The sequence below is a fragment of the Arthrobacter sp. NicSoilB8 genome, from assembly GCF_019977355.1.
GTDB lineage: Bacteria > Actinomycetota > Actinomycetes > Actinomycetales > Micrococcaceae > Arthrobacter.
Window position 1 is genome coordinate 2,412,060 of record NZ_AP024655.1, and the last position, 19,826, is coordinate 2,431,885.

The 19,826-nt window shown below is 67.1% G+C and carries 16 protein-coding genes; 13 read left to right on the forward strand and 3 right to left on the reverse strand.

Annotated elements, in window-relative coordinates; all coding sequences use genetic code 11:
• Positions 1-222: 222 nt before the first annotated feature.
• From LDO15_RS10805 to LDO15_RS10825, 5 genes are all read left to right on the forward strand, one after another.
• The gene (locus LDO15_RS10805; protein WP_223986927.1) at positions 223-1,092 is read left to right on the forward strand and encodes a universal stress protein; all 870 of its coding nucleotides are present in this window, start codon (positions 223-225) and stop codon (positions 1,090-1,092) included.
• 104 nt (positions 1,093-1,196) lie between these two features.
• Positions 1,197-1,883 (forward strand): hypothetical protein, encoded by a 687-nt coding sequence (locus LDO15_RS10810; protein WP_223986929.1) that lies wholly within the window; start codon positions 1,197-1,199, stop codon positions 1,881-1,883.
• A gap of 236 nt (positions 1,884-2,119) precedes the next feature.
• Positions 2,120-3,325 (forward strand): inorganic phosphate transporter, encoded by a 1,206-nt coding sequence (locus tag LDO15_RS10815; protein ID WP_276572948.1) that lies wholly within the window; start codon positions 2,120-2,122, stop codon positions 3,323-3,325.
• On the forward strand, positions 3,322-3,543 hold the full coding sequence (locus LDO15_RS10820) for a hypothetical protein (protein WP_223986931.1): 222 nt from the start codon (positions 3,322-3,324) through the stop codon (positions 3,541-3,543). The genes LDO15_RS10815 and LDO15_RS10820 overlap by 4 nt, the downstream gene beginning before the upstream one ends.
• A 145-nt stretch (positions 3,544-3,688) precedes the next feature.
• Complete coding sequence (locus LDO15_RS10825) at positions 3,689-4,240, forward strand: dihydrofolate reductase family protein (protein ID WP_223986934.1); 552 nt, start codon at positions 3,689-3,691, stop codon at positions 4,238-4,240.
• A 6-nt stretch (positions 4,241-4,246) separates the two neighbouring features.
• On the opposite strand, the gene LDO15_RS10830 is transcribed toward LDO15_RS10825, so the two are convergent.
• Entirely contained in the window at positions 4,247-4,711 is a 465-nt protein-coding gene (locus LDO15_RS10830; RefSeq protein ID WP_223986936.1) for a hotdog fold thioesterase, read from the reverse strand.
• Positions 4,712-4,976: 265 nt separating this feature from the next.
• Here LDO15_RS10830 and polA point away from each other — a divergent pair, with 265 nt between their 5' ends.
• The 4 genes from polA to LDO15_RS10850 all read left to right on the forward strand — a co-directional run bounded on the left by polA (position 4,977) and on the right by LDO15_RS10850 (position 11,983).
• Entirely contained in the window at positions 4,977-7,619 is a 2,643-nt protein-coding gene (polA, locus tag LDO15_RS10835) for a DNA polymerase I (protein WP_263428386.1), read from the forward strand.
• Between the two features lie 103 nt (positions 7,620-7,722).
• Positions 7,723-9,009, forward strand: a complete 1,287-nt coding sequence (locus tag LDO15_RS10840; RefSeq protein ID WP_223986940.1) for a GNAT family N-acetyltransferase — start codon at positions 7,723-7,725, stop codon at positions 9,007-9,009.
• 240 nt (positions 9,010-9,249) lie between these two features.
• On the forward strand, positions 9,250-10,725 hold the full coding sequence (gene rpsA, locus LDO15_RS10845; RefSeq protein WP_223986942.1) for a 30S ribosomal protein S1: 1,476 nt from the start codon (positions 9,250-9,252) through the stop codon (positions 10,723-10,725).
• Positions 10,726-11,416: 691 nt separating this feature from the next.
• On the forward strand, positions 11,417-11,983 hold the full coding sequence (locus LDO15_RS10850) for a VOC family protein (RefSeq protein ID WP_223986944.1): 567 nt from the start codon (positions 11,417-11,419) through the stop codon (positions 11,981-11,983).
• 152 nt (positions 11,984-12,135) lie between these two features.
• Here the strand turns inward: LDO15_RS10850 and LDO15_RS10855 are convergent, their stop codons facing one another.
• Positions 12,136-12,957: a GNAT family N-acetyltransferase gene (locus tag LDO15_RS10855; RefSeq protein WP_223986946.1), complete on the reverse strand. Its 822-nt coding sequence runs from the start codon at positions 12,955-12,957 to the stop codon at positions 12,136-12,138.
• Entirely contained in the window at positions 12,941-13,642 is a 702-nt protein-coding gene (locus tag LDO15_RS10860; RefSeq protein WP_223986948.1) for a YigZ family protein, read from the reverse strand. The genes LDO15_RS10855 and LDO15_RS10860 overlap by 17 nt, the downstream gene beginning before the upstream one ends.
• 22 nt (positions 13,643-13,664) lie before the next feature.
• On the opposite strand from LDO15_RS10860, the gene coaE reads away from it, so the two are divergent.
• The 4 genes from coaE (at position 13,665) to LDO15_RS10880 (ending at position 19,790) form a co-directional block, all read left to right on the forward strand.
• Positions 13,665-15,023 carry a dephospho-CoA kinase gene (gene coaE / locus LDO15_RS10865; protein WP_223986950.1) on the forward strand — a complete coding sequence of 453 codons (1,359 nt, stop codon included), beginning with the start codon at positions 13,665-13,667 and terminating at the stop codon, positions 15,021-15,023.
• Between the two features lie 40 nt (positions 15,024-15,063).
• Positions 15,064-17,145: an excinuclease ABC subunit UvrB gene (gene uvrB, locus LDO15_RS10870; protein WP_223986953.1), complete on the forward strand. Its 2,082-nt coding sequence runs from the start codon at positions 15,064-15,066 to the stop codon at positions 17,143-17,145.
• A gap of 161 nt (positions 17,146-17,306) precedes the next feature.
• Complete coding sequence (locus LDO15_RS10875; RefSeq protein WP_223986956.1) at positions 17,307-18,335, forward strand: TerC family protein; 1,029 nt, start codon at positions 17,307-17,309, stop codon at positions 18,333-18,335.
• A 99-nt stretch (positions 18,336-18,434) separates the two neighbouring features.
• On the forward strand, positions 18,435-19,790 hold the full coding sequence (locus tag LDO15_RS10880; protein WP_223986960.1) for an MFS transporter: 1,356 nt from the start codon (positions 18,435-18,437) through the stop codon (positions 19,788-19,790).
• Positions 19,791-19,826 lie beyond the last annotated feature (36 nt).

A 19,826-nucleotide genomic window follows, 5' to 3' on the forward strand; every position in this document is an offset into this window, starting at 1 on the left:
TCCGCCGGGATCAGGGACAGCGTCGGGGCTAGGTGTGAGGCCAGGGTGTGAGGCCAGGGTGTGAGGCCAGGGCGCGAGGCCGGGGCGCGGCGATGGAGGGCAAGTGAGGGGCTTAAGGCCCTAAGCCTGCCTTTGGCAGGCGGAGCACACTGAAGTGTCAGGGGACTTGTCAGGTTACGCGGTGCGTGGCCATCACTCCACTTCGGAAGAGCGGGATTCAGAATGAGTAAAGCAATCGTCGTCGGTATCAACGGGTCTGCGGGCAGCGACGCCGCAATGACCTGGGCCCTTCAGCGGGCGGCCCGGGACAAGCTTCCGGTCATCGCCGTCCACGCTGTGGATGACCGCTGGATGTCCCCGGATTTCCAGTACCACGAGCTCATCCGGGAATCGGGGATGGAGCTGCTGCAAAAAGCGCAGACGAGTGCAGGCGAGCAGGCCCCGGACGTCAAGGTCGACATCCAGCTCCGCCATGGCAGCGGCGGCTCCGTGCTGCGGGAGGTCTCCAAAGAGGCAACCATGATCGTGGTTGGCGGGCATGAGAAGCGCCGGATCGACGGCGGCCCCATGACGGACCGCGCCCTGCAGGTCGTCGCCGCTTCGGAATGCCCGGTCGCCGTCGTGCCGGCGAAACCTGGCGCCGCAGCCAAAGGCGTGGTGGTCGGCGTCGACGGCTCTGAGGAGTCGCTGCAAGCCGTCGCGTTCGCGGCCGCAGAAGCCGACCTGGGCGGGGACGAACTCAGCGTGGTCCTCGCGTTCAAGAGCCCCGCTCGGTGGGTGGAGAAGCAACTGCCCTCCAGCGGCCTGGCCGAGAGCATTGTGGAAGAGAACCGGATTGTGCTCGCCGAATCGGTGGCCGGACTCGGCGACAAATATCCCGACCTCGTCGTCCATCAGCGACTTGAGACGAACACCGAACCGGCAAAGGCCCTCGTGGACATCGCTGCGGATGCCAGGCTGCTGGTGATCGGAAGCCGCGGGCGCGGCGGATTCTCCCGGACAGTGCTCGGCTCTACGGCTCACGCTGTCCTGCTGAACGTGCCGTGCCCCACTATCGTCACGCGGGTGCACAAGGTCAAGCACCAGGACTGACCCCGGCAAGTGGTCCGTTGCCCCGGCAGGGCCCGTAATTGGCTGGGAAGCCCCCTTCGCGGAGGGGGCTTTCCGCCGCCGCCGGCGGGTGGGAGGATGTTGCCGTGGACCCCTTCTTCAATTTTGTCACCCACTTCTGGTGGCTCGTCTTCCCCATGAGCGGGCTGGTCGGCGGCTGGGCACGGTCCTGGTCCAAAGCCGCTGAGCGCCGGCACCGCCGCCGGGTGGAGCTCTATACGCTCAAGAACCAGGCGGCGCAGGCGGAGCAGGCCAGCCAGGCCGAGGTGCTGAACCTCATGAGGGCACACGACAGCGTCAACAGGCGCTGGCTGGACTACGAACTGGACGTGGGGAAGCTGATCGACTTTCCTGTGATGACCGACGTCCGGGAGCCCCTGACCGTGGGTTTCCTGCGGGCCAAGCGCGAGGCCGACGGCCTGCGCCCCGCCGCTCCCGGCGAGATCAGGACTGCCGGACGGCTCGCGGAGTACCGTGCCGCCGTCACCAGCTTCGAGCTCGCCTTCGACGTCGCCGAGCGGGAAGCCAAACGGATCCGGGACAGCAAATTCACGGGCCCGGAACGCCAGCGCCTGGAAACGGCCCGGAAGCTCCTGAGGATCGCATCGGACGCAGCGGCGACTCCCGCCGAACGGCAGACGGCCTACCGGCGCGCCCGCCGGGAACTCGACGGGCTTATCGTCCTGCCGGAGGCTACGCTCGCCGCGCTCGAGGACAAAATCGCCTCCATGCTCGACGCCGGTCCGGCCCCTGACGTGCGCCGGGTGGTCTAGCGTCCTGTGACCCGTGTCGCTCCGCCGCCATGAAAGCCGGCCCCCTGCGAGGGGCCCGCAAATTAGGGTCTTCCGGCATGTTTTGCCCTGCCGTCATTCCCACGTACCATCGATAAGGTTTCAAGCTGCTTTAGCGACCACTGCGCGTTCATCGGGATAGGCATCAGATGGGCGCGGTGGCCTTGCGGCACCGGGGATGGAACTGCTGACCATGGACACTGCAGATTGGGCAACAGGTGGAAATCACCGTAATGGTGGTGCTAGTGATATTGCTGGCGCTGTTCTTCGACTTCACCAACGGATTTCACGACACCGCGAACGCCATGGCTACCCCCATCGCGACCGGTGCCATCAAACCGAAGACGGCAGTCGCCCTCGCGGCGGTGCTGAACCTCGTGGGGGCGTTCCTCTCCACGGAAGTCGCCAAGACCGTCTCGGGCGGCATCATCAAGGAGGGCGCGGACGGCGTCCAAATCACGCCGGACATCATCTTCGCCGGGCTAATGGGCGCCATCCTCTGGAACATGATCACCTGGCTTAAGGGCCTGCCCTCAAGTTCCTCCCATGCTCTCTTCGGCGGCCTGATCGGCGCCGCGATCGCCGGCATCGGCATTCACTCCGTCAACTTCGAGTCGCTCCTGCAGAAGGTCATTCTTCCCGCCGTGTTCGCGCCGATCATCGCCGGCGGCGTGGCCTACCTGTGCACGCGGCTGGCCTACGGACTGACCGCCCGCCACGACCCGGAAACGGGTGACAAACTCACCCAGAAGCGCGGCGGATTCCGCACCGGCCAAGTCTTCACGTCCAGCCTCGTGGCCCTGGCCCACGGCACCAATGACGCCCAGAAGACCATGGGCATCATCACCCTGGTCCTGATCTCCGCGGGGACCCAGCCCGCCGGCTCCGGCCCGCAGTGGTGGGTTATCACGGCCTGCGCCTTCGCGATTGCCATCGGCACCTACGCCGGCGGCTGGCGGATCATCCGCACCATGGGCGCCGGACTCACCGAAGTGAAGCCCGCCCAGGGCTTCTCCGCCGAGAGCAGCACCGCGGCAGCCATCCTGGCCTCATCGCACCTGGGCTTCGCCCTGTCCACCACCCAGGTGGCGTCAGGCTCGGTCATCGGCTCCGGCATGGGACGCCGCGGCACCACCGTGCGGTGGGGAACCGCGGGCCGGATTGCCACGGGATGGCTGTTCACGCTCCCGGCGGCCGGCATCGTCGGCGCGCTGACCACCATGCTCGTACAGACCGGCGTCGTCGGGGTGGTCATCGCGGCTGTGGCCGGCACCGCCGCAGTGGCCTATATGTTCGTCCACTCACGGAAATCCCATGTCGGGCACCACAACGCCGTCGAGATCGAGGAAGTGGGCCAAGCCGTGCAATTCCGTAAGAAGAAGTCCGCCGCGAAGGCGATCAAGAATGGGGGTGCCCAGCGATGAAGTGGTTGGAACTTGTCAGCGTGGCGGGTGCCACCCTCGTGTCCGCAGTGACAGTCGTAGTGCTCTACTCCCTTGGTGTCCGGCTGACAGCCATCGCGGGCGACACCAAAAACTCTCCGGCGTCCTGGACCCGGCCAATGGCATACACGTGCTTCGCCGTGTGCGGCGCCGCGATCCTCTTCGGGCTCTACCTGATCATTCCGTACTTCCACAAATAGGCTGAAGTTCCACACATGAGCTGAAGCTCCGCAAAGAGGCTCCGGACGCTTCTCCCCTCCGGGGTCGGTGTCCGGGCGTCCGTCTGTCCGGTGTCCGGGCATCCGGGGATGGGAACGCGGGGCCGCATTGGCTAGGCTGGGGTCCATGGCGAGCTTTCAGTACTTCGTGGCATCCTCACTCGATGGCTTCATCGCCACCGACGATGACAACCTTGCCTGGCTGCTCCAGTTTGACGGCTTTGAGGGCGGCCAGGACAGCTACGACGCGTTTCTCGCCGACGTCGGCTGCATCGTCATGGGCGGCGAGACCTACGCCTGGCTTCTCGCGCACGAACCGGGCGACTGGCCCTACCCGGGCACGCCCTGCTGGGTTTTCACCCACCACGAACACTCTGCCCCGAAGGGCGCCAACGTCACGTTCGTGCGCGGGGCCGTCCGCGAGTTCGTCGACGACCTCACGGAGGAAGCCGCCGGCCGGAACGTCTGGGTTGTGGGCGGGGGAGTCCTCGCAGCGCAATTCGCGGACGCGGGCCTGCTGGACGAACTGATCCTCTCGGTCATTCCCGTAGTGCTGGGCAGCGGCAAGCCGCTGCTGCCCATGACGGGCCCGACGCCGCCGCTGGAGCTGACCTCGTCCCGGACCATGGGGCGCGGCATCGTGGAGTTGCGCTACCGCTTTCCCGGCCGCACCTCCTAGCGTCTGCTAGGGCGCGATATCGCGGATCAGGTTCGTGATCCGGGCCGTGGAGAGCCGGCGGCCCCGCTCGTCCGTCATCACGATCTCGTGCGTCGTGAGGGTCCGGCCCAGGTGGATGGCCGTGCAGGTGCCGGTAACGGTGCCTTCGGAAATCGCCCGGTGGTGCGTCGCTCCGACCTCGATCCCCAGCGCCTGCCGGTGGGGACCCGCATGCAGGCCGGCGGCGAAGGAACCCAGGGTTTCGGCCAGGACCACGTGCGCCCCGCCGTGCAGGATGCCGGCAACCTGCGTGTTGCCCTCCACCGGCATGGTGGCAACGGTCCGCTCCGGACTCATTTCCAGGAAGTGGATGCCCATCTTCACCACGAGGGCGCCGACGCCAAACTGGCCCAGCCAATCGTGCATGTCCTCGGGAACGCCGGCGGCTGTGAGCTCGGCCGCGTACGGGGCCGGCGTGAAATTGTCCATCATGGGAACTAGGCTGGCACCTGTGAGTGAAACTACCAAACCGGCCCCATCCCCCATCACGGCCCCTGGCGCAGGTGATGTCATCGCGTCCGGCGCAGATGCCGGCGTAGGCGCTGCCGCCCCTGTGCTGGTGGCCGAGCCGCCAGCCGCCCCGGCCGCGGCGCGTGCCAAGAAACCGCGCCGCGTGTTGTCGGAGGTCTCCGCGACCGAGGCGCCCGTGATACCCCTCACGGACCAGCCCCGGCTCCTGGTCCTGGACGGCCACTCGATGGCGTTCCGCGCGTTCTACGCCCTGCCCGCCGAAAACTTCGCCACCTCCACCGGCCAGCACACCAACGCCGTCCACGGCTTCACGTCCATGCTGATCAACCTCATCAAGGAGCAAAACCCCACGCACGTCGCCGTCGCGTTTGACGTCTCGGACGACACCACGTTCCGTAAGGCCGAGTACGACGGGTACAAGGGCGGCCGCAACGAGACCCCCCGCGAGTTCAGCGGCCAGATCGACCTGATCGAAAAAGTCATGACCGCCTGGGGCATCAAGACCATCAAGATGCCCGGCTATGAGGCCGACGACATCCTCGCCACCCTCGCCGCCCAGGGCGATGAGGCCGGCTTCGAGGTCCTGCTCGTCTCCGGCGACCGGGACACCTTCCAGCTCATTACCGACAACGTCTTCGTCCTGTACCCGAAGCAGGGCGTCAGCAATATCCCGCGGATGGACGCCGATGCGATCGAGGCGAAGTACTTCGTCTCGCCGCCGCGCTATTCGGACCTCGCCGCACTCGTGGGCGAGACCGCGGACAACCTACCGGGCGTTCCCGGCGTCGGACCAAAGACGGCCGCGAAATGGATCAACCAGTACGGCGGCCTCGAAGGCATCCTGGAGAATCTCGACTCGATCGGCGGGAAGGTCGGCGACGCCCTCCGCGAGCACATCGACTCCGTCAAGCGGAACCGCCGGCTCAACCGCCTCCTGACGGACCTTGAGCTGCCCGTGACCCTCCATGACCTGGAGGAGCCGCGTCCGGACCACGACGCGATCGAGGAAATCTTCGACCGCCTGGAATTCAAGACGCTCCGCACCCGGCTCTTCGCCCTCTACGGCAACGAGCCCACCGAAGGCGAACCGGACAGCATCGAGGTGCCCGAGTACTCGACCCTGGGCTCCGCGGCCGAGCTGCAGGCGTTCTTCGACGCCGGCACGGGGCTGCGCTCGGCCCTCGCCCTCGAGTTTGTGCCCGGCCGGATCGTGGACGACGCTTCAGCCCTCGCCGTGGTCCGCAAGGATGCCGCCGCGTACATCGAGCTCACCGGCCTGGACGCCGAAGCCGACGCCATACTGGCCGCCTGGCTCCGCGATCCGGGCGCCGCGAAGGTGATTCACGGGTTCAAACCCGCGCTGAAGACCTTCACCGCCCGCGGGCTCGATCTCGACGGCGTGGTGGACGACACGGCGATCTCCGGCTACCTCATCCAGCCGGACCGCCGCAGCTATGAACTGGCCGAACTCGCCCAGCACCACCTGAAGATGACCGTGTCCACGGAGGCGGCCAAGACCGGCCAGCTGGAGCTCGCGTTCGGCGGCGAGGACGAGGCCGCCGCGGCCGGCGCGCTGGTCCAGCAGGCCGCCGTCGTGCATGTCCTGAGCCACCACTTCGAAACGGAACTGAGGGCCCGCAAAGCCCAGGAGCTTCTGACGAGCCTCGAACTGCCCGTCGGCCGGGTCCTTGCCCAGATGGAACTCACCGGTATCGCCGTCTCCATGGAGCGCATGGACGACCAGCTCGCCGACCTCGCCAAGGTGATCGACAACGCCCAGGAGCAGGCCTTCGCCGCGATCGGGCACGAAGTCAACCTCGGTTCGCCCAAGCAGCTGCAGACCGTGCTGTTCGACGAACTCGGCCTGCCCAAGACGAAGAAGATCAAATCCGGCTACACCACCGACGCGGCCTCGCTCAAGACGCTGCTGGAGAAGACCGGCCACGAATTCCTGGTTCAGCTGATGGCCCACCGTGAGTCCTCGAAGCTGCGGCAGATGGTGGAAAGCCTCAAGAAGTCCGTGGCGGACGACGGCCGGATCCACACCACCTACGCGCAGAACGTGGCCGCCACCGGCCGCATTTCCTCCAACAACCCGAACCTGCAGAACATCCCGGTCCGCAGCGAGGAGGGCCGCCGGGTCCGCAGCATCTTCGTGGTGAGCGAGGGCTATGACTGCCTCCTGTCTGCGGACTACTCGCAGATCGAAATGCGGATCATGGCGCACCTCTCCGGCGACGCCGGCCTCATCGCGGCATACAAGGAGGGCGAGGACCTGCACCGCTTCGTCGGTTCTCACATCTTCCACGTGCCGCCGGCCGAGGTCACCAGCGCCATGCGCTCCAAGGTCAAGGCGATGTCCTACGGGCTGGCCTACGGGCTGACGTCCTTCGGGCTCTCCAAGCAGCTGGAAATCTCCGTGGACGAGGCCCGGACGCTCATGAAGGAATACTTTGAACGCTTCGGCGCTGTCCGCGACTACCTCCGAGGCGTCGTGGAACAGGCCCGGATCGACGGCTACACAGCCACGATCGAGGGCCGCCGCCGCTACCTGCCGGACCTGACCAGCACCGACCGGCAACTGCGCGAAATAGCCGAGCGGGTGGCCCTGAACTCACCCATCCAGGGGTCCGCGGCGGATATCATCAAGCGCGCCATGCTGGGCGTCTCCGGCGCGCTGGCCGAGCAGGGCCTGAAATCTCGCATGCTGCTGCAGGTCCATGATGAACTGGTCCTCGAAGTCGCCAAGGGCGAGCGCGAGGCCGTTGAAAGGCTTGTGACCGAGCAGATGGGTTCGGCCGCGAACCTGAGCGTGCCGCTAGACGTCCAGATCGGCATCGGCTCCAGCTGGTACGAGGCCGGCCACTAACGGTTAACCGGTTCGGGCGCCGCCGGGACCGCGGGATTCAGCAGTTCTCAGTCGTTCTCAGCAGTTCTCAGCAGTTCTCAGCAGTTCTCAGGGGGAGAAACACGTGGCAGAAAAGTACGAACTCAGGCGGTTCCGCGCGGCTGAAAAGGACTCGCCGGACTACGCGCGGGGCGCCGCGTGGCTGCGGGGCGTCGGGATCGGTTTTTACGACGAGCCCCGCAAGGACGACTTCGTGGACAAGGTCATGGCCATGTACCGCGTGGACGACCGTGAGATGACCGGCGTCTACCAGTCCGGGGCCGTCGCGGCCCACTCGCTGGCAGCGGACGTCCCGGTGGCGACGTTCGCCACCCTGCGCAAGGACCTGAACATCGGTTACGGCCGGCAGCTGGAAGCCCAGCTCGTCACCGCCGTCACGGTGCGCGGGACCCACCGCCGGCAGGGCCTGCTGCGGCGGATGATGACCGGTGACCTCGCCGCGGCCAAGGCGGACGGCGTCGCGATGGCGGCGCTCACGGCCTCGGAGGCGTCGATCTACGGCCGGTTCGGCTACGGTGTGGCGACCTTTGAGCGCAGCATCAAGGTCGACACCGGGCCGCGCTTCCGGCTGCGCCACGAGCCCACCGGCTCGGTGGAGATCGCCGACCGCAAGGTCCTGCTGGACCTTGCCCCGGAAGTTTTTGGGCGGGTCCACAGCGCCTTGCCCGGGTCGATCTCGCGGCAGGAGGCCTACCGGCTGCGGTCTTCGGGCATGCTCAGCCGCGACGGCGGCGAAGACGAGGCCATTCGCTGTGCGCTGCACTACGACGCCGCGGGCACCGTGGACGGTTATGTGGCCTACAAGTTCGCCGGCTGGGAAACCAAGCCGTACACGATGGAGGTTGTCGACCTCGTGGCGGCGACCGACGCCGCGTACCTGGAGTTGTGGCAGTTCCTGGGCAGCATCGACCTCGTGGAGCGGATCAGCTGGCAGGAGGCGCCGGTGGACGACCCCCTGACCTGGGCCCTCGAGGATCCCCGCTGCGTCGAGTCCTCGGACCACCGGGACATGCTGTGGCTGCGCGTCCTGGACCCCGCGCGGGTTCTGGGCGCCCGGCGCTACTCGACCGACGGAACCCTGGTTCTGGCCGTGCGGGACAGCCTGGGTTTCGCCGCCGGCACCTTCGCCCTGACGGTCAGCGGGGGAGAGGCCTCGGTGACGCCGGCTCCGGAGGCCCTGCCGGACCTGTCGCTGGACGTCGCGGACCTCGGCTCCATCTACCTGGGAGCCGTCTGTCCCGTGACGCTGAAAGCCGCCGGCCGGATCACCGAACACACAACCGGGGCGGCGCTGACGGCGAGACTCATGTTCGCCGTCGAACGCTCACCGCACTGCCCCACCCACTTCTAGCCGGCCGGCCGCGCGGCCCGGGGCCGGCCCCCGCGGGAACGGCCCTGGGCGCTTTGACCCGCGTTCACGGAAACGACTAGACTAAACGGGCGTGTACTACGTGCGCGCATCTACAATCCACAAAATCAGGATGACCCGGCGGATCACTTGTTGTTACGCCGTATTCTTGGCCTGCATTCCATAATGCGGGCAAAGCGGTTTGCCTGACCGACTAACTATCCACAACGGAGCCCCTACTACATGACCATCACCTCCACCGAGAAGCCCGGTACCCCCGTAGTCGCCATTAACGACATCGGTACCGCTGAGGACTTCCTCGCAGCTGTCGACGCCACCATCAAGTACTTCAACGACGGAGACCTCGTCGAAGGTACCGTCGTCAAGGTCGACCGCGACGAAGTTCTGCTCGACATCGGTTACAAAACCGAAGGTGTCATTCCCTCCCGCGAGCTTTCCATCAAGCACGACGTTGACCCCGGAGACGTCGTCTCCGTTGGCGATCAGGTCGAAGCCCTGGTGCTCACCAAGGAAGACAAAGAAGGCCGCCTGATCCTCTCCAAGAAGCGCGCTCAGTACGAGCGTGCCTGGGGCGACATCGAGAAGGTCAAGGAAGAAGACGGTGTTGTCACCGGTACCGTCATCGAGGTTGTCAAGGGTGGTCTTATCCTCGACATCGGTCTGCGCGGCTTCCTGCCCGCATCCCTCGTCGAGATGCGCCGTGTGCGCGACCTTGCTCCGTACATCGGTCAGCAGATCGAAGCCAAGATCATCGAGCTGGACAAGAACCGCAACAACGTTGTTCTTTCCCGCCGTGCATGGCTCGAGCAGACCCAGTCCGAGGTCCGCTCCACGTTCCTCAACAAGCTGGAAAAGGGCCAGGTCCGTCCCGGCGTCGTTTCCTCCATCGTCAACTTCGGTGCCTTCGTGGACCTGGGCGGCGTAGACGGCCTGGTTCACGTTTCCGAGCTGTCCTGGAAGCACATCGACCACCCGTCCGAGGTTGTCGAAGTTGGCCAGGAAGTCACCGTCGAGGTTCTCGAGGTCGACCTGGACCGCGAGCGCGTCTCCCTGTCGCTCAAGGCTACGCAGGAAGACCCGTGGCAGACCTTCGCCCGCACCCACGCCCTCGGGCAGGTTGTTCCGGGTAAGGTCACCAAGCTCGTTCCGTTCGGCGCGTTCGTTCGCGTTGAAGACGGCATCGAAGGCCTGGTCCACATCTCCGAGCTCGCCGTGCGTCACGTTGAACTGGCCGAGCAGGTTGTCTCCGTTGGCGACGAGCTGTTCGTCAAGGTCATCGACATCGACCTCGAGCGCCGCCGCATCTCGCTCTCCCTCAAGCAGGCTAACGAGGGCGTCGACGCCGACAGCACCGAATTCGACCCGGCACTCTACGGCATGGCCGCCGAGTACGACGAAGAGGGCAACTACAAGTACCCGGAGGGCTTCGACCCGGAGTCCAACGAGTGGCTTGAAGGCTACGAGAACCAGCGCGCCGCCTGGGAGCAGCAGTACGCTGACGCCCAGACCCGCTGGGAAGCCCACAAGAAGCAGGTTGCCCAGCACGCTGCCGACGACGCTGCAGCTGCAACGTCCGGTGAGAGCGACTCCGGCACCACCAGCTACTCCTCCGAGCCGGCTGCCGCCGAAGCCGGTGCAGGCACGCTTGCCTCGGACGAGGCTCTTGCGGCTCTGCGCGAGAAGCTGACCGGCAACTAATTGCCCTTGTTCCTCGGGGAGTCCGCTCCCTGAGACCAGGCAGTAAGTAGCTTGAAGCGGCACCGTCGCGGTGCGCAATAACCAAGGTGCGCAGCAGTCAGGCGCACAGCAAAGGTGGCCGTCCCTCTGGGGCGGCCACCTTTGCGTTCCCCGGCCGTGGGCGGCCACGTTTGTGTTGCGGGACATGCTCCGCGGCCGCAGTCCCCACGGGACATGCCCATTCGTCGCGCCCTCCCCTTGGGGACATGCTCATTCCTGTCCGGGACATGCTCATTTTTGGGCCCGTTTGGAGGGCATGTGGGCAGGGCGCCCATTCCTGGCCCCGCGCATGGGACATGTCCATTCCTCGGGAGCACCCCTTACGGACATGCTCATTGGCCGGAGAGCGATGCCGTTCCGTTGATTCCGGACATGTCCGGCCTTGCCGCAAAACCCTTAGGGACATGCTCATTCCAGGACTGGTCCGGTGGGCATGTGGGCATCATGCCCGCTCCTGGCCCGGCGCGCGGGACATGTCCATCTCTGGCCCCGCCTCTTGGACACCCGGACACCTGGGCGACAAGGTTGGCTGTGCGCCCAGGACGGACAGCTGTCCGCGGGAATGGGCCCGCGGCGCTGTCCTTGACGGCTACCCGGCGTCAGGCGCAGGCTCGGCAGGTTGAGATTTCCGGCCGAAGACCCGGAAACTTCCATGGCTGAAGCATTAGGCACCGTTGAATCGCAGGACACGGCCGGAAACCGCGGGTCCGTGGCCGCGGGGCATTGGTGCCGTCACCCTGTTGTGGAAGACCTTGCCGTTGCGAAGAGCTTTTACCAGGACATATTCAGGCTGCTGCTCATCTTCGAAGACGATGTCTCTGCCGTTTTCAAGTTCGCAAACACGTTGATCAATCTGCTTGACGTCGACGAGGCCGCGGGTCTCATTGAACCGACCATGGTCGCCAAGACGGATTCCGGCGCACGCTTTCAGTTCACCATCGAAGTGGACGAAGTCGACGTCATCTGCGCCAAGCTGTCACGCCGCGGAGCCGACCTTAGCGCCCCGATGGACCGGCTGTGGGGCATCCGCACCTCCTCTTTTCGCGACCCACCGGACGTGTCTGGGAAATCGCCCCCTAGGAACCAGGCTGGTGCTGCCACTTTAGACTCGCGCAGCGGAGGGCATGTCCGGAGGTGGAAGGGTTGGCTGCGGGAGGGCATGCCCAGCCCTGGGTTCGCCCGATGGGCACAGGCGCACTATGCCCCATCTTCGCGGTGAGCGCGGGACATGTCCGGTGGTGGAAGGGTTGGCTGCGGGAGGGCATGTCCAGTCCTGGGTTCGCCCGATGGGCACAGGCGCACTATGCCCATTCTTCGCGGTGAGCGCGGGGCATGTCCGGTGGTGGCGGGGTTGGCCCGGGCACGAAGATGTCAACGCAGCGGGATCCTGCCCTTCACCGGGACTGTCGCATTGTCCGAGGCGGCACCTGCCACCAGTTCGGCGCCGGCGGATTTCAGCAGGGCGAGGGCGCCCACGTTGCCGGCGGTGGTGTCGGCCACCAGAACGGCTGCCCCGGCCGACGTAGCTCGGTCCTTCACGAGCCGCAGCGCTTCACGGCCAACGCCGCGGCCACGGAAGCTCCGGGCCAGCCAGATTCCGGTTTCGAGCGTGCCGCCAGCAGCGTCGCTGCCGCCACTGCCAAGGCCCGCACCACCAGCACCCCCGGCTTCAGCATCAGGCGGGGCCTCGCTACCGGCCCCGCCAGGGGTCAAGCCGGCCAAACCCCCGCCACCAGAAACCCCGCCACCAGAAACCCCGCCAACAGAAACCCCGCCACCAGTAACCCCGCTGCCAGCATCAGCTGCGGCCCAGACACCGGTCAGAACGGCCAACCCGCCCCCAGCACCAGCCCCGCCACCGGGCAAACCGGGCCCGCCGGCCACGCCCCCGCCGGCAGCATCCGTCGGCTCAGCGCCCTTCCACTGCAGCCGGATAGACCCGGCCAATTGGCCGCCGCAGTCGATGGCCCAGCTCTTCTGCCGCGCGGGACCGTCCAGACCGGCCGCGGCGGCGCGGTGGAATTCGCGGAACCAGCTGATCCGGTCGGTGTTCCAGCCGGCGGCCGTGCCGAGGGGCGGGGTGACCTCGTCGGCGTCGGCCTCCCGAAGGGCGAGCTCGAGGAGCTGCTCAAGCACGGCCTCGGTGACGTCAATCAGGGCAACCTCGGGCGTCGGCTCAGCTGATGGGGACATCGATCCACTCCGTTTCTCCGGGGAACACTGATGCGCTGCCGGCAGTCATCGCGGCCACGCGGTCCGCGGCACGGGCCAGCTCCTCCGGATCATCCGGCAGCGCCAGCCGCAGGACAGTAGTTTGCGCCTCATAACCGGTTTCGGCCATAACATAGCCCGCGGCGCGCAGATCGTTCTCCAGCCGCCCGGCCGCGGCATGAGGCACCGGCACCGAGCAGATCCGCAGCCGGCGGCGCCGCACGAGCGGAGCAAGCTCCAGCGCCCCGGACACCGATTCGGAATATGCGCGCACCAGGCCGCCGGCCCCCAGCAGGACCCCGCCGAAATAGCGCACCACCACCGCGGCGACGTCGCTCAGGTCGGCGACGCCGGGTGCGGTCTCGCGCTTCAGCAGCGCCTCCAGCATGGGGATGCCGGCAGTTCCGGACGGCTCGCCGTCGTCGTTGGACCGTTGCACGTTCCGGTCAGGGCCGAGCACGAAGGCGAAGCAGTGATGCCGCGCGTCATGGAATTCCCGGCGCAGGCCGGACAGGACGGTGCGGGCGGCGTCTTCGTCCGCCGTGCGCGCCAGGACGGTGATGAACCGGGACCGCTTGACTTCGATTTCGTGGCGGAAGCCGGGTCCCGCAGCAAGGGTGGTGTATACGGAAGTCCTGCTCTCGGGGTAATCCGTCTCATCTGCCACCGGTTCAGTTTAGGCTGGTGTCGTGTTGAAGATCGGGTTGACCGGCGGGATCGCCTCAGGGAAGTCCCTGGTTGCCGCGCGCCTGCACGAACGCGGCGCCGTGCTGGTCGACGCCGATGCGCTGGCCCGGGAGGTCGTGGAACCGGGCACACCCGGACTGGCCAAGGTGGTCGACGCCTTCGGTGCCGCCATCCTGACGCCGGACGGCCGGCTGGACCGGCCCCGGCTGGGCGCCCTCGTCTTCGGCAACCCGGAACGCCTGGCCGTCCTCAACGGAATCATCCATCCCCTGGTGCGGGAGCGCGCCGCAGCGATGGTGGCATCCGCCCCGGCTGGCGCCGTCGTGGTTCAGGACATCCCGTTGCTGGTGGAGACCGGACAAGGGAAAAACTTCCATCTGGTGGTCGTGGTCGACGCCCCGGACGACGTCCGGCTCCGGCGCATGGCCGAACACCGCAAGATGAGCGTCGAGGAGGCGCACGCCCGGATGGCCGCCCAGGCGAGCCGGGAGGAGCGGCTGGCGGCCGCGGACGTCGTGCTGGACAACTCGGGCACCCCGGAAATGCTCCGCCGCGCCGTGGACGCCCTGTGGGAGGGACGGCTGACGCCGTTCGCACTGAACCTCAAGGAGCAAAAGATCGCCCCGCGGACCGGCGGTCCGGTCCTGGCCCGTGCTGATCCGTCCTGGGCCGCCCAGGCCGGCCGGCTGATCGCCCGGCTGCGCGCCGCCGTCGGGGAGGACGTCCTGGCCGTGGACCACATCGGGTCCACAGCGGTCCCGGGGCTTGACGCGAAGGACGTGATCGACCTGCAGCTCAGCGTGAGCGACCTCGACGGCGCGGACCGGCTCGCGCCGCTGCTGGCCGGGGCGGGATTTCCGCGCTGGCCCGGCATCATTTCCGACAACCCCAAGCCCTCGCACCCGGACCCCGCCGACTGGTCCAAACGGCTCCACGGCAACGCCGATCCCGGCAGGCCGGTCAACCTTCACATCCGCGTCGCCGGCTCGCCCGGCTGGCGGTACGCCCTGTGCTTCCGCGACTGGCTCCGCGCCGATGCCGTGGCCCGGTCGGACTACGTCGCCGAGAAGCAGCGGGTTGCCGGGCTCCACGGCGTCGACAAATCCACAGCAGGCTACGCGGCGGACAAGGAGGGCTGGTTCACCGGCTACGCCTGGCCCCGGATGGAAGCCTGGGTGCAGCGCACGGGCTGGCAGCCGCCGTCGTACACCGACACCTCCGACGACGGCACTGACGACGGCGACACTGACGACGGCGGCACCGCCGGCGAAGCGGCCGTCGCCGCCACTGCCGCCGGCCATGACGCCCGCACCGGTACTGCCCACACCGGTACTGCCCGCACCGGTACTGCCCAAAGCTGAATCAGGGCATCCTGTCGGGGGCCGGCGGTAGATTAGATACATGAGCCTTGCCCAGCAGATCAACCGTGTCGTGGCACCCTTTGAGGTCATCAGCGAGTTCCAGCCCGCGGGAGACCAGCCGGCGGCGATCGCCGAACTCACCGAGCGGATCCGCAACGGCGAGAAGGACGTGGTGCTGCTTGGTGCCACGGGTACCGGCAAGAGCGCGACCACGGCATGGCTGATCGAGCAGGTCCAGCGCCCCACGCTGGTGATGGTGCAGAACAAGACCCTCGCAGCGCAGCTCGCCAACGAATTCCGGGAACTGCTGCCCAACAACGCAGTGGAATACTTCGTCTCTTACTACGACTACTACCAGCCCGAGGCCTACGTGCCCCAGACGGACACCTTCATCGAGAAGGACTCCTCCGTCAATGAGGAAGTCGAACGGCTCCGCCACTCCGCGACGAATGCCCTGCTGACCCGCCGCGACGTCATCGTGGTCGCCACGGTGTCCTGCATCTACGGCCTCGGCACCCCGGAAGAGTACATCGCCGGCATGGTGACGCTCCGCAAGGGATCGGAGATGAACCGTGATGACCTGCTCCGGAAATTCGTCGCCATGCAGTACACCCGCAATGACATGGACTTCCACCGCGGCACGTTCCGGGTCCGCGGCGACACCGTGGAAATCATCCCGATGTACGAGGAACTCGCCATCCGGATCGAGTTCTTCGGCGACGAGATCGAGAACATCTACACCCTGCACCCGCTGACCGGCGAGGTGATCCGCGACGAGACCGAGATGTACGTCTTCCCGGCCTCGCACTACGTCGCCGGTCCCGAACGCATGGGCCGGGCCATCAAGAAGATCGAGGACGAGCTCGCCGAGCGGCTCAAGGTCCTGGAGAGCCAGAACAAGCTCGTCGAAGCCCAGCGGCTGCGGATGCGCACCACCTACGACCTCGAAATGATGCAGCAGATGGGTTTCTGCAACGGCATCGAGAACTACTCCCGGCACATTGACGGCCGCGAGGGCGGCACCGCGCCGCACTGCCTCATCGACTACTTCCCGGACGATTTCCTCCTGGTGATCGACGAATCGCACGTCACGGTCCCGCAGATCGGCGCCATGTACGAGGGCGATATGTCCCGCAAGCGCACACTCGTGGACCACGGCTTCCGGCTGCCCTCGGCGATGGACAACCGGCCGCTGAAATGGGACGAGTTCCTCGAACGGGTGGGCCAGACCGTCTACCTCTCCGCCACTCCGGGCAAGTACGAGCTCGGCAAGTCCGACGGCTTCGTCCAGCAGATCATCCGCCCCACCGGCCTGATCGACCCCGAGGTCATCGTCAAGCCCACGAAGGGCCAGATCGATGACCTGCTGGGCGAAATCCGCACCCGCACGGCAAAGAACGAACGGGTCCTGGTCACCACCCTGACCAAGCGGATGGCCGAGGACCTCACCGACTACCTGCTGGGCCACGGGGTGAAGGTGGAGTACCTGCACTCCGACGTCGACACCCTGCGCCGGGTGGAGCTCCTGCGCGAACTGCGGATGGGCGTCTTCGACGTCCTGGTCGGCATCAACCTGCTCCGGGAAGGACTCGACCTCCCGGAGGTGTCGCTGGTCAGCATCCTGGACGCGGACAAGGAAGGCTTCCTGCGCTCCTCGACCTCCCTGATCCAGACCATCGGCCGTGCGGCACGAAACGTGTCCGGCCAGGTCCACATGTACGCGGACCGCATCACAGACTCGATGGCCCACGCGATCGACGAGACGAACCGCCGGCGCGCCATCCAGGTTGCCTACAACACGGAGAACGGCATCGACCCCCAGCCGCTGCGGAAGAAGATCGCGGACATCACCGACCAGCTGGCCAAGGAGGACGCGGACACCCGCGAGCTACTGGCCGCGGCCGGCAAGAACCGCGGCAAGGGCAAGGGCGCCTCGGTGATCCGGGAAGACGGTCTGGCTGCCGCCCCGGCGGAGGACCTCGTGGGGCTGATCGAACAGCTGACCGAGCAGATGCACGCCGCGGCCGGGGAACTGCAGTTCGAACTCGCGGCCCGGCTCCGCGACGAGGTGGGCGACTTGAAGAAGGAGCTGCGGCAAATGCAGTCGGCGGGGCACGCCTAGGGTAAACTCGGTCAGACGTAGGGGAGTATCCCAAGCGCTACGATCGTCAACACGCACGGCTACGATGCCGTGCCGGGCGTAGCGGGCAGCCAGGCGGCATCACGCGCCGGCGGTCGGAGAGACTTACACCGCTTTGCCGTACCCTACGAAAGGCTTTCCCCGTGCCCGAACTTCCACTGTGGTTCGAGATCGGCTCGTTTGTCGTCCTCGGCGTCATCCTGGCCATCGACCTGCTGATGGTCCTCAAACGCCCGCACGAGCCCTCCATGAAAGAAGCCGGACTGTGGGTCACGTTCTACGTGGCCCTGGCCCTGGTGTTCGCCGGCGCCATGTTCGCCTTCACCGGACCGGAATACGGCGGGCAGTTCATTGCAGGCTGGGTGACGGAGTACAGCCTCAGCATCGACAACCTGTTCGTCTTCATCATCATCATGGCGCGCTTCTCGGTACCGCGTAAGTACCAGCAGGAAGTGCTCATGGTGGGCATCATCATCGCCCTGATCCTCCGCGGCATCTTCATCATGCTCGGCGCGATCGTGATCGAGCAGTTCAGCTGGGTCTTCTACATCTTCGGCGCCTTCCTGCTGTGGACCGCGTGGAAGCAGGCCCAGGATGAGGGCGAGGACGAGGAAGACAAGGAAAACCCGCTGATCGCCCGGATCCGCAAGGTTCTGCCGATGTCCGAGAAGTTCGACGGCGGCAAGCTCCGCACCGTGGTGGACGGCAAGAAGGTCTTCACCCCGATGCTGATCGTCTTCGTAACCATCGGCATGACGGACCTGCTGTTCGCCGTCGACTCCATCCCGGCCATCTTCGGCCTGACCCAGAGCGCGTTCATCGTCTTCACCGCCAACATCTTCGCCCTCATGGGTCTGCGCCAGCTCTACTTCCTGCTCGGCGGACTCATGAACCGGCTCATCTACCTCAAGCACGCGCTGTCCGTCATCCTGGCGTTCATCGGCGTCAAGCTGGTCCTGCACGCCATGCACGTCAACGAGCTGCCCTTCATCAACGGCGGCCAGCACATCGAATGGGCTCCCGAGATCCCCACATACGTCTCGCTCGGCGTGATCATCGGCACCATCATCATTGCCGTCGTCGCCAGCCTGGTCAGCTCCAAGGCGTCCAAATCCAAGCTGGACGCCCGGCTGGAAGAGGACGCCCGGAAGAGCCTGAGCGACGTCGAGTAGCCCCGGCCTCGCGGGTCCCCGGCCGGTGGCCCCGGCCGGCGGATCCGGGCGGCGGATCCGGGCGGCGCCGGCGCAGGCCCGAGGCGCTATGCTCGGACCGTGAAGACCTTCTACCCGGCACCACATGACGGTACGGCGCTGGACCTGCAGAGGGTCCAGCGCCGTACCGTTTCCGTCTTGAGCGTTGCGCAGCTCCTGAGCAGCGTTGGCAGCGGCGCCAGCCTTTCTGTGGGTTCGCTGTTGGCCGTCCAGCTCTCCGGCTCCAACGCCTGGGCCGGATCGGTGACCACAGCAGTGACGCTGGCCGCCGCCGTCGCAGCCCTGCCGCTCGCCGGCCTGGCCGGACGCCGCGGCCGCCGCGCAGCCCTTGTCACCGGCCAGTTGGCCGCCCTCGCGGGGTCCCTGGTCATCATCGCGTCCACAGTGTCCGGCGTCTTCCCGGTGCTGCTGCTCGGAGCCGCACTGTTGGGTCTGGGGACCGCCGCCAACCTCCAGGCCCGTTTCGCCGCCGTCGACCTGTCCGACGCCGGGCACCGCGGACGCTCGCTGGCCATCGTCGTGTGGGCGGTGACGATCGGCGCCGTCGCCGGACCCAACCTGATCCGTCCCGGGGCGGCGGTGGGGGAGGCCCTGGGCCTGCCGGCGCTGGCCGGCCCGTTCGTGTTTTCCGCCGCCGGGCTGGCTCTGGCCGCCCTGCTGCTGACGATCGGCCTGCGGCCGGATCCACTGCTGCTGGCCGCCCGGCTTCGGACCGCAGGCGAGCCGCAGGCGGCGAAAGGCGCCACAGGCGTCCGACGCCGGCACGGCCTGCGCGCCGGACTCCGGGCCGTCGGGAACTCGCCGCGCGCCCGCCTGGCCCTGTTCGCGATCGTGGCCGCGCACGGCTGCATGGTGGCCGTCATGTCGATGACGCCGCTGCATCTCCAACTCGTCACCGAGGGGCCGATGGCCGGCATGCCGGCGGGCCACGTGCATGCCGCCAGCACGGATGTCCTGGTCCTGATCGGCTTCACCATCTCGCTGCACATCGCCGGCATGTTCGCCCTGTCACCGGTGATGGGCTGGCTCACCGACAAGACCGGGCGCCTCCCCGTCATCGTCCTCGGCCACGGGCTGATTCTGCTCGCCGTCTGCGTCGCGGGCTTCGGACAGCAGCAGCCTGCCCTGGTCACGGTGGGACTGGTGCTGCTCGGCCTGGGCTGGTCGGCGGCCACCATCGCCGGTTCCACGCTCCTCGCCGAGAGCGTTTCCGCCGAGGACCGGATCCTCGTCCAGGGCGTCTCGGACACCCTCATGGGAGCCGCCGGGGCACTCGGCGCGGGCTTCTCCGGCCTGGTGATGAGCGGGGTCGGCTACCAGGGCCTCAACCTCGCGGCGGCCGCACTGGCCGCGGCGGTGCTCGCCGTCGCCGTCCCGGCGGTGGCGCGGGGCCGCGGGGCACGCCTGACGGCCTAGCCGGCGCCGAGGTTGCAGATCGCGGCAGTGTTGGGA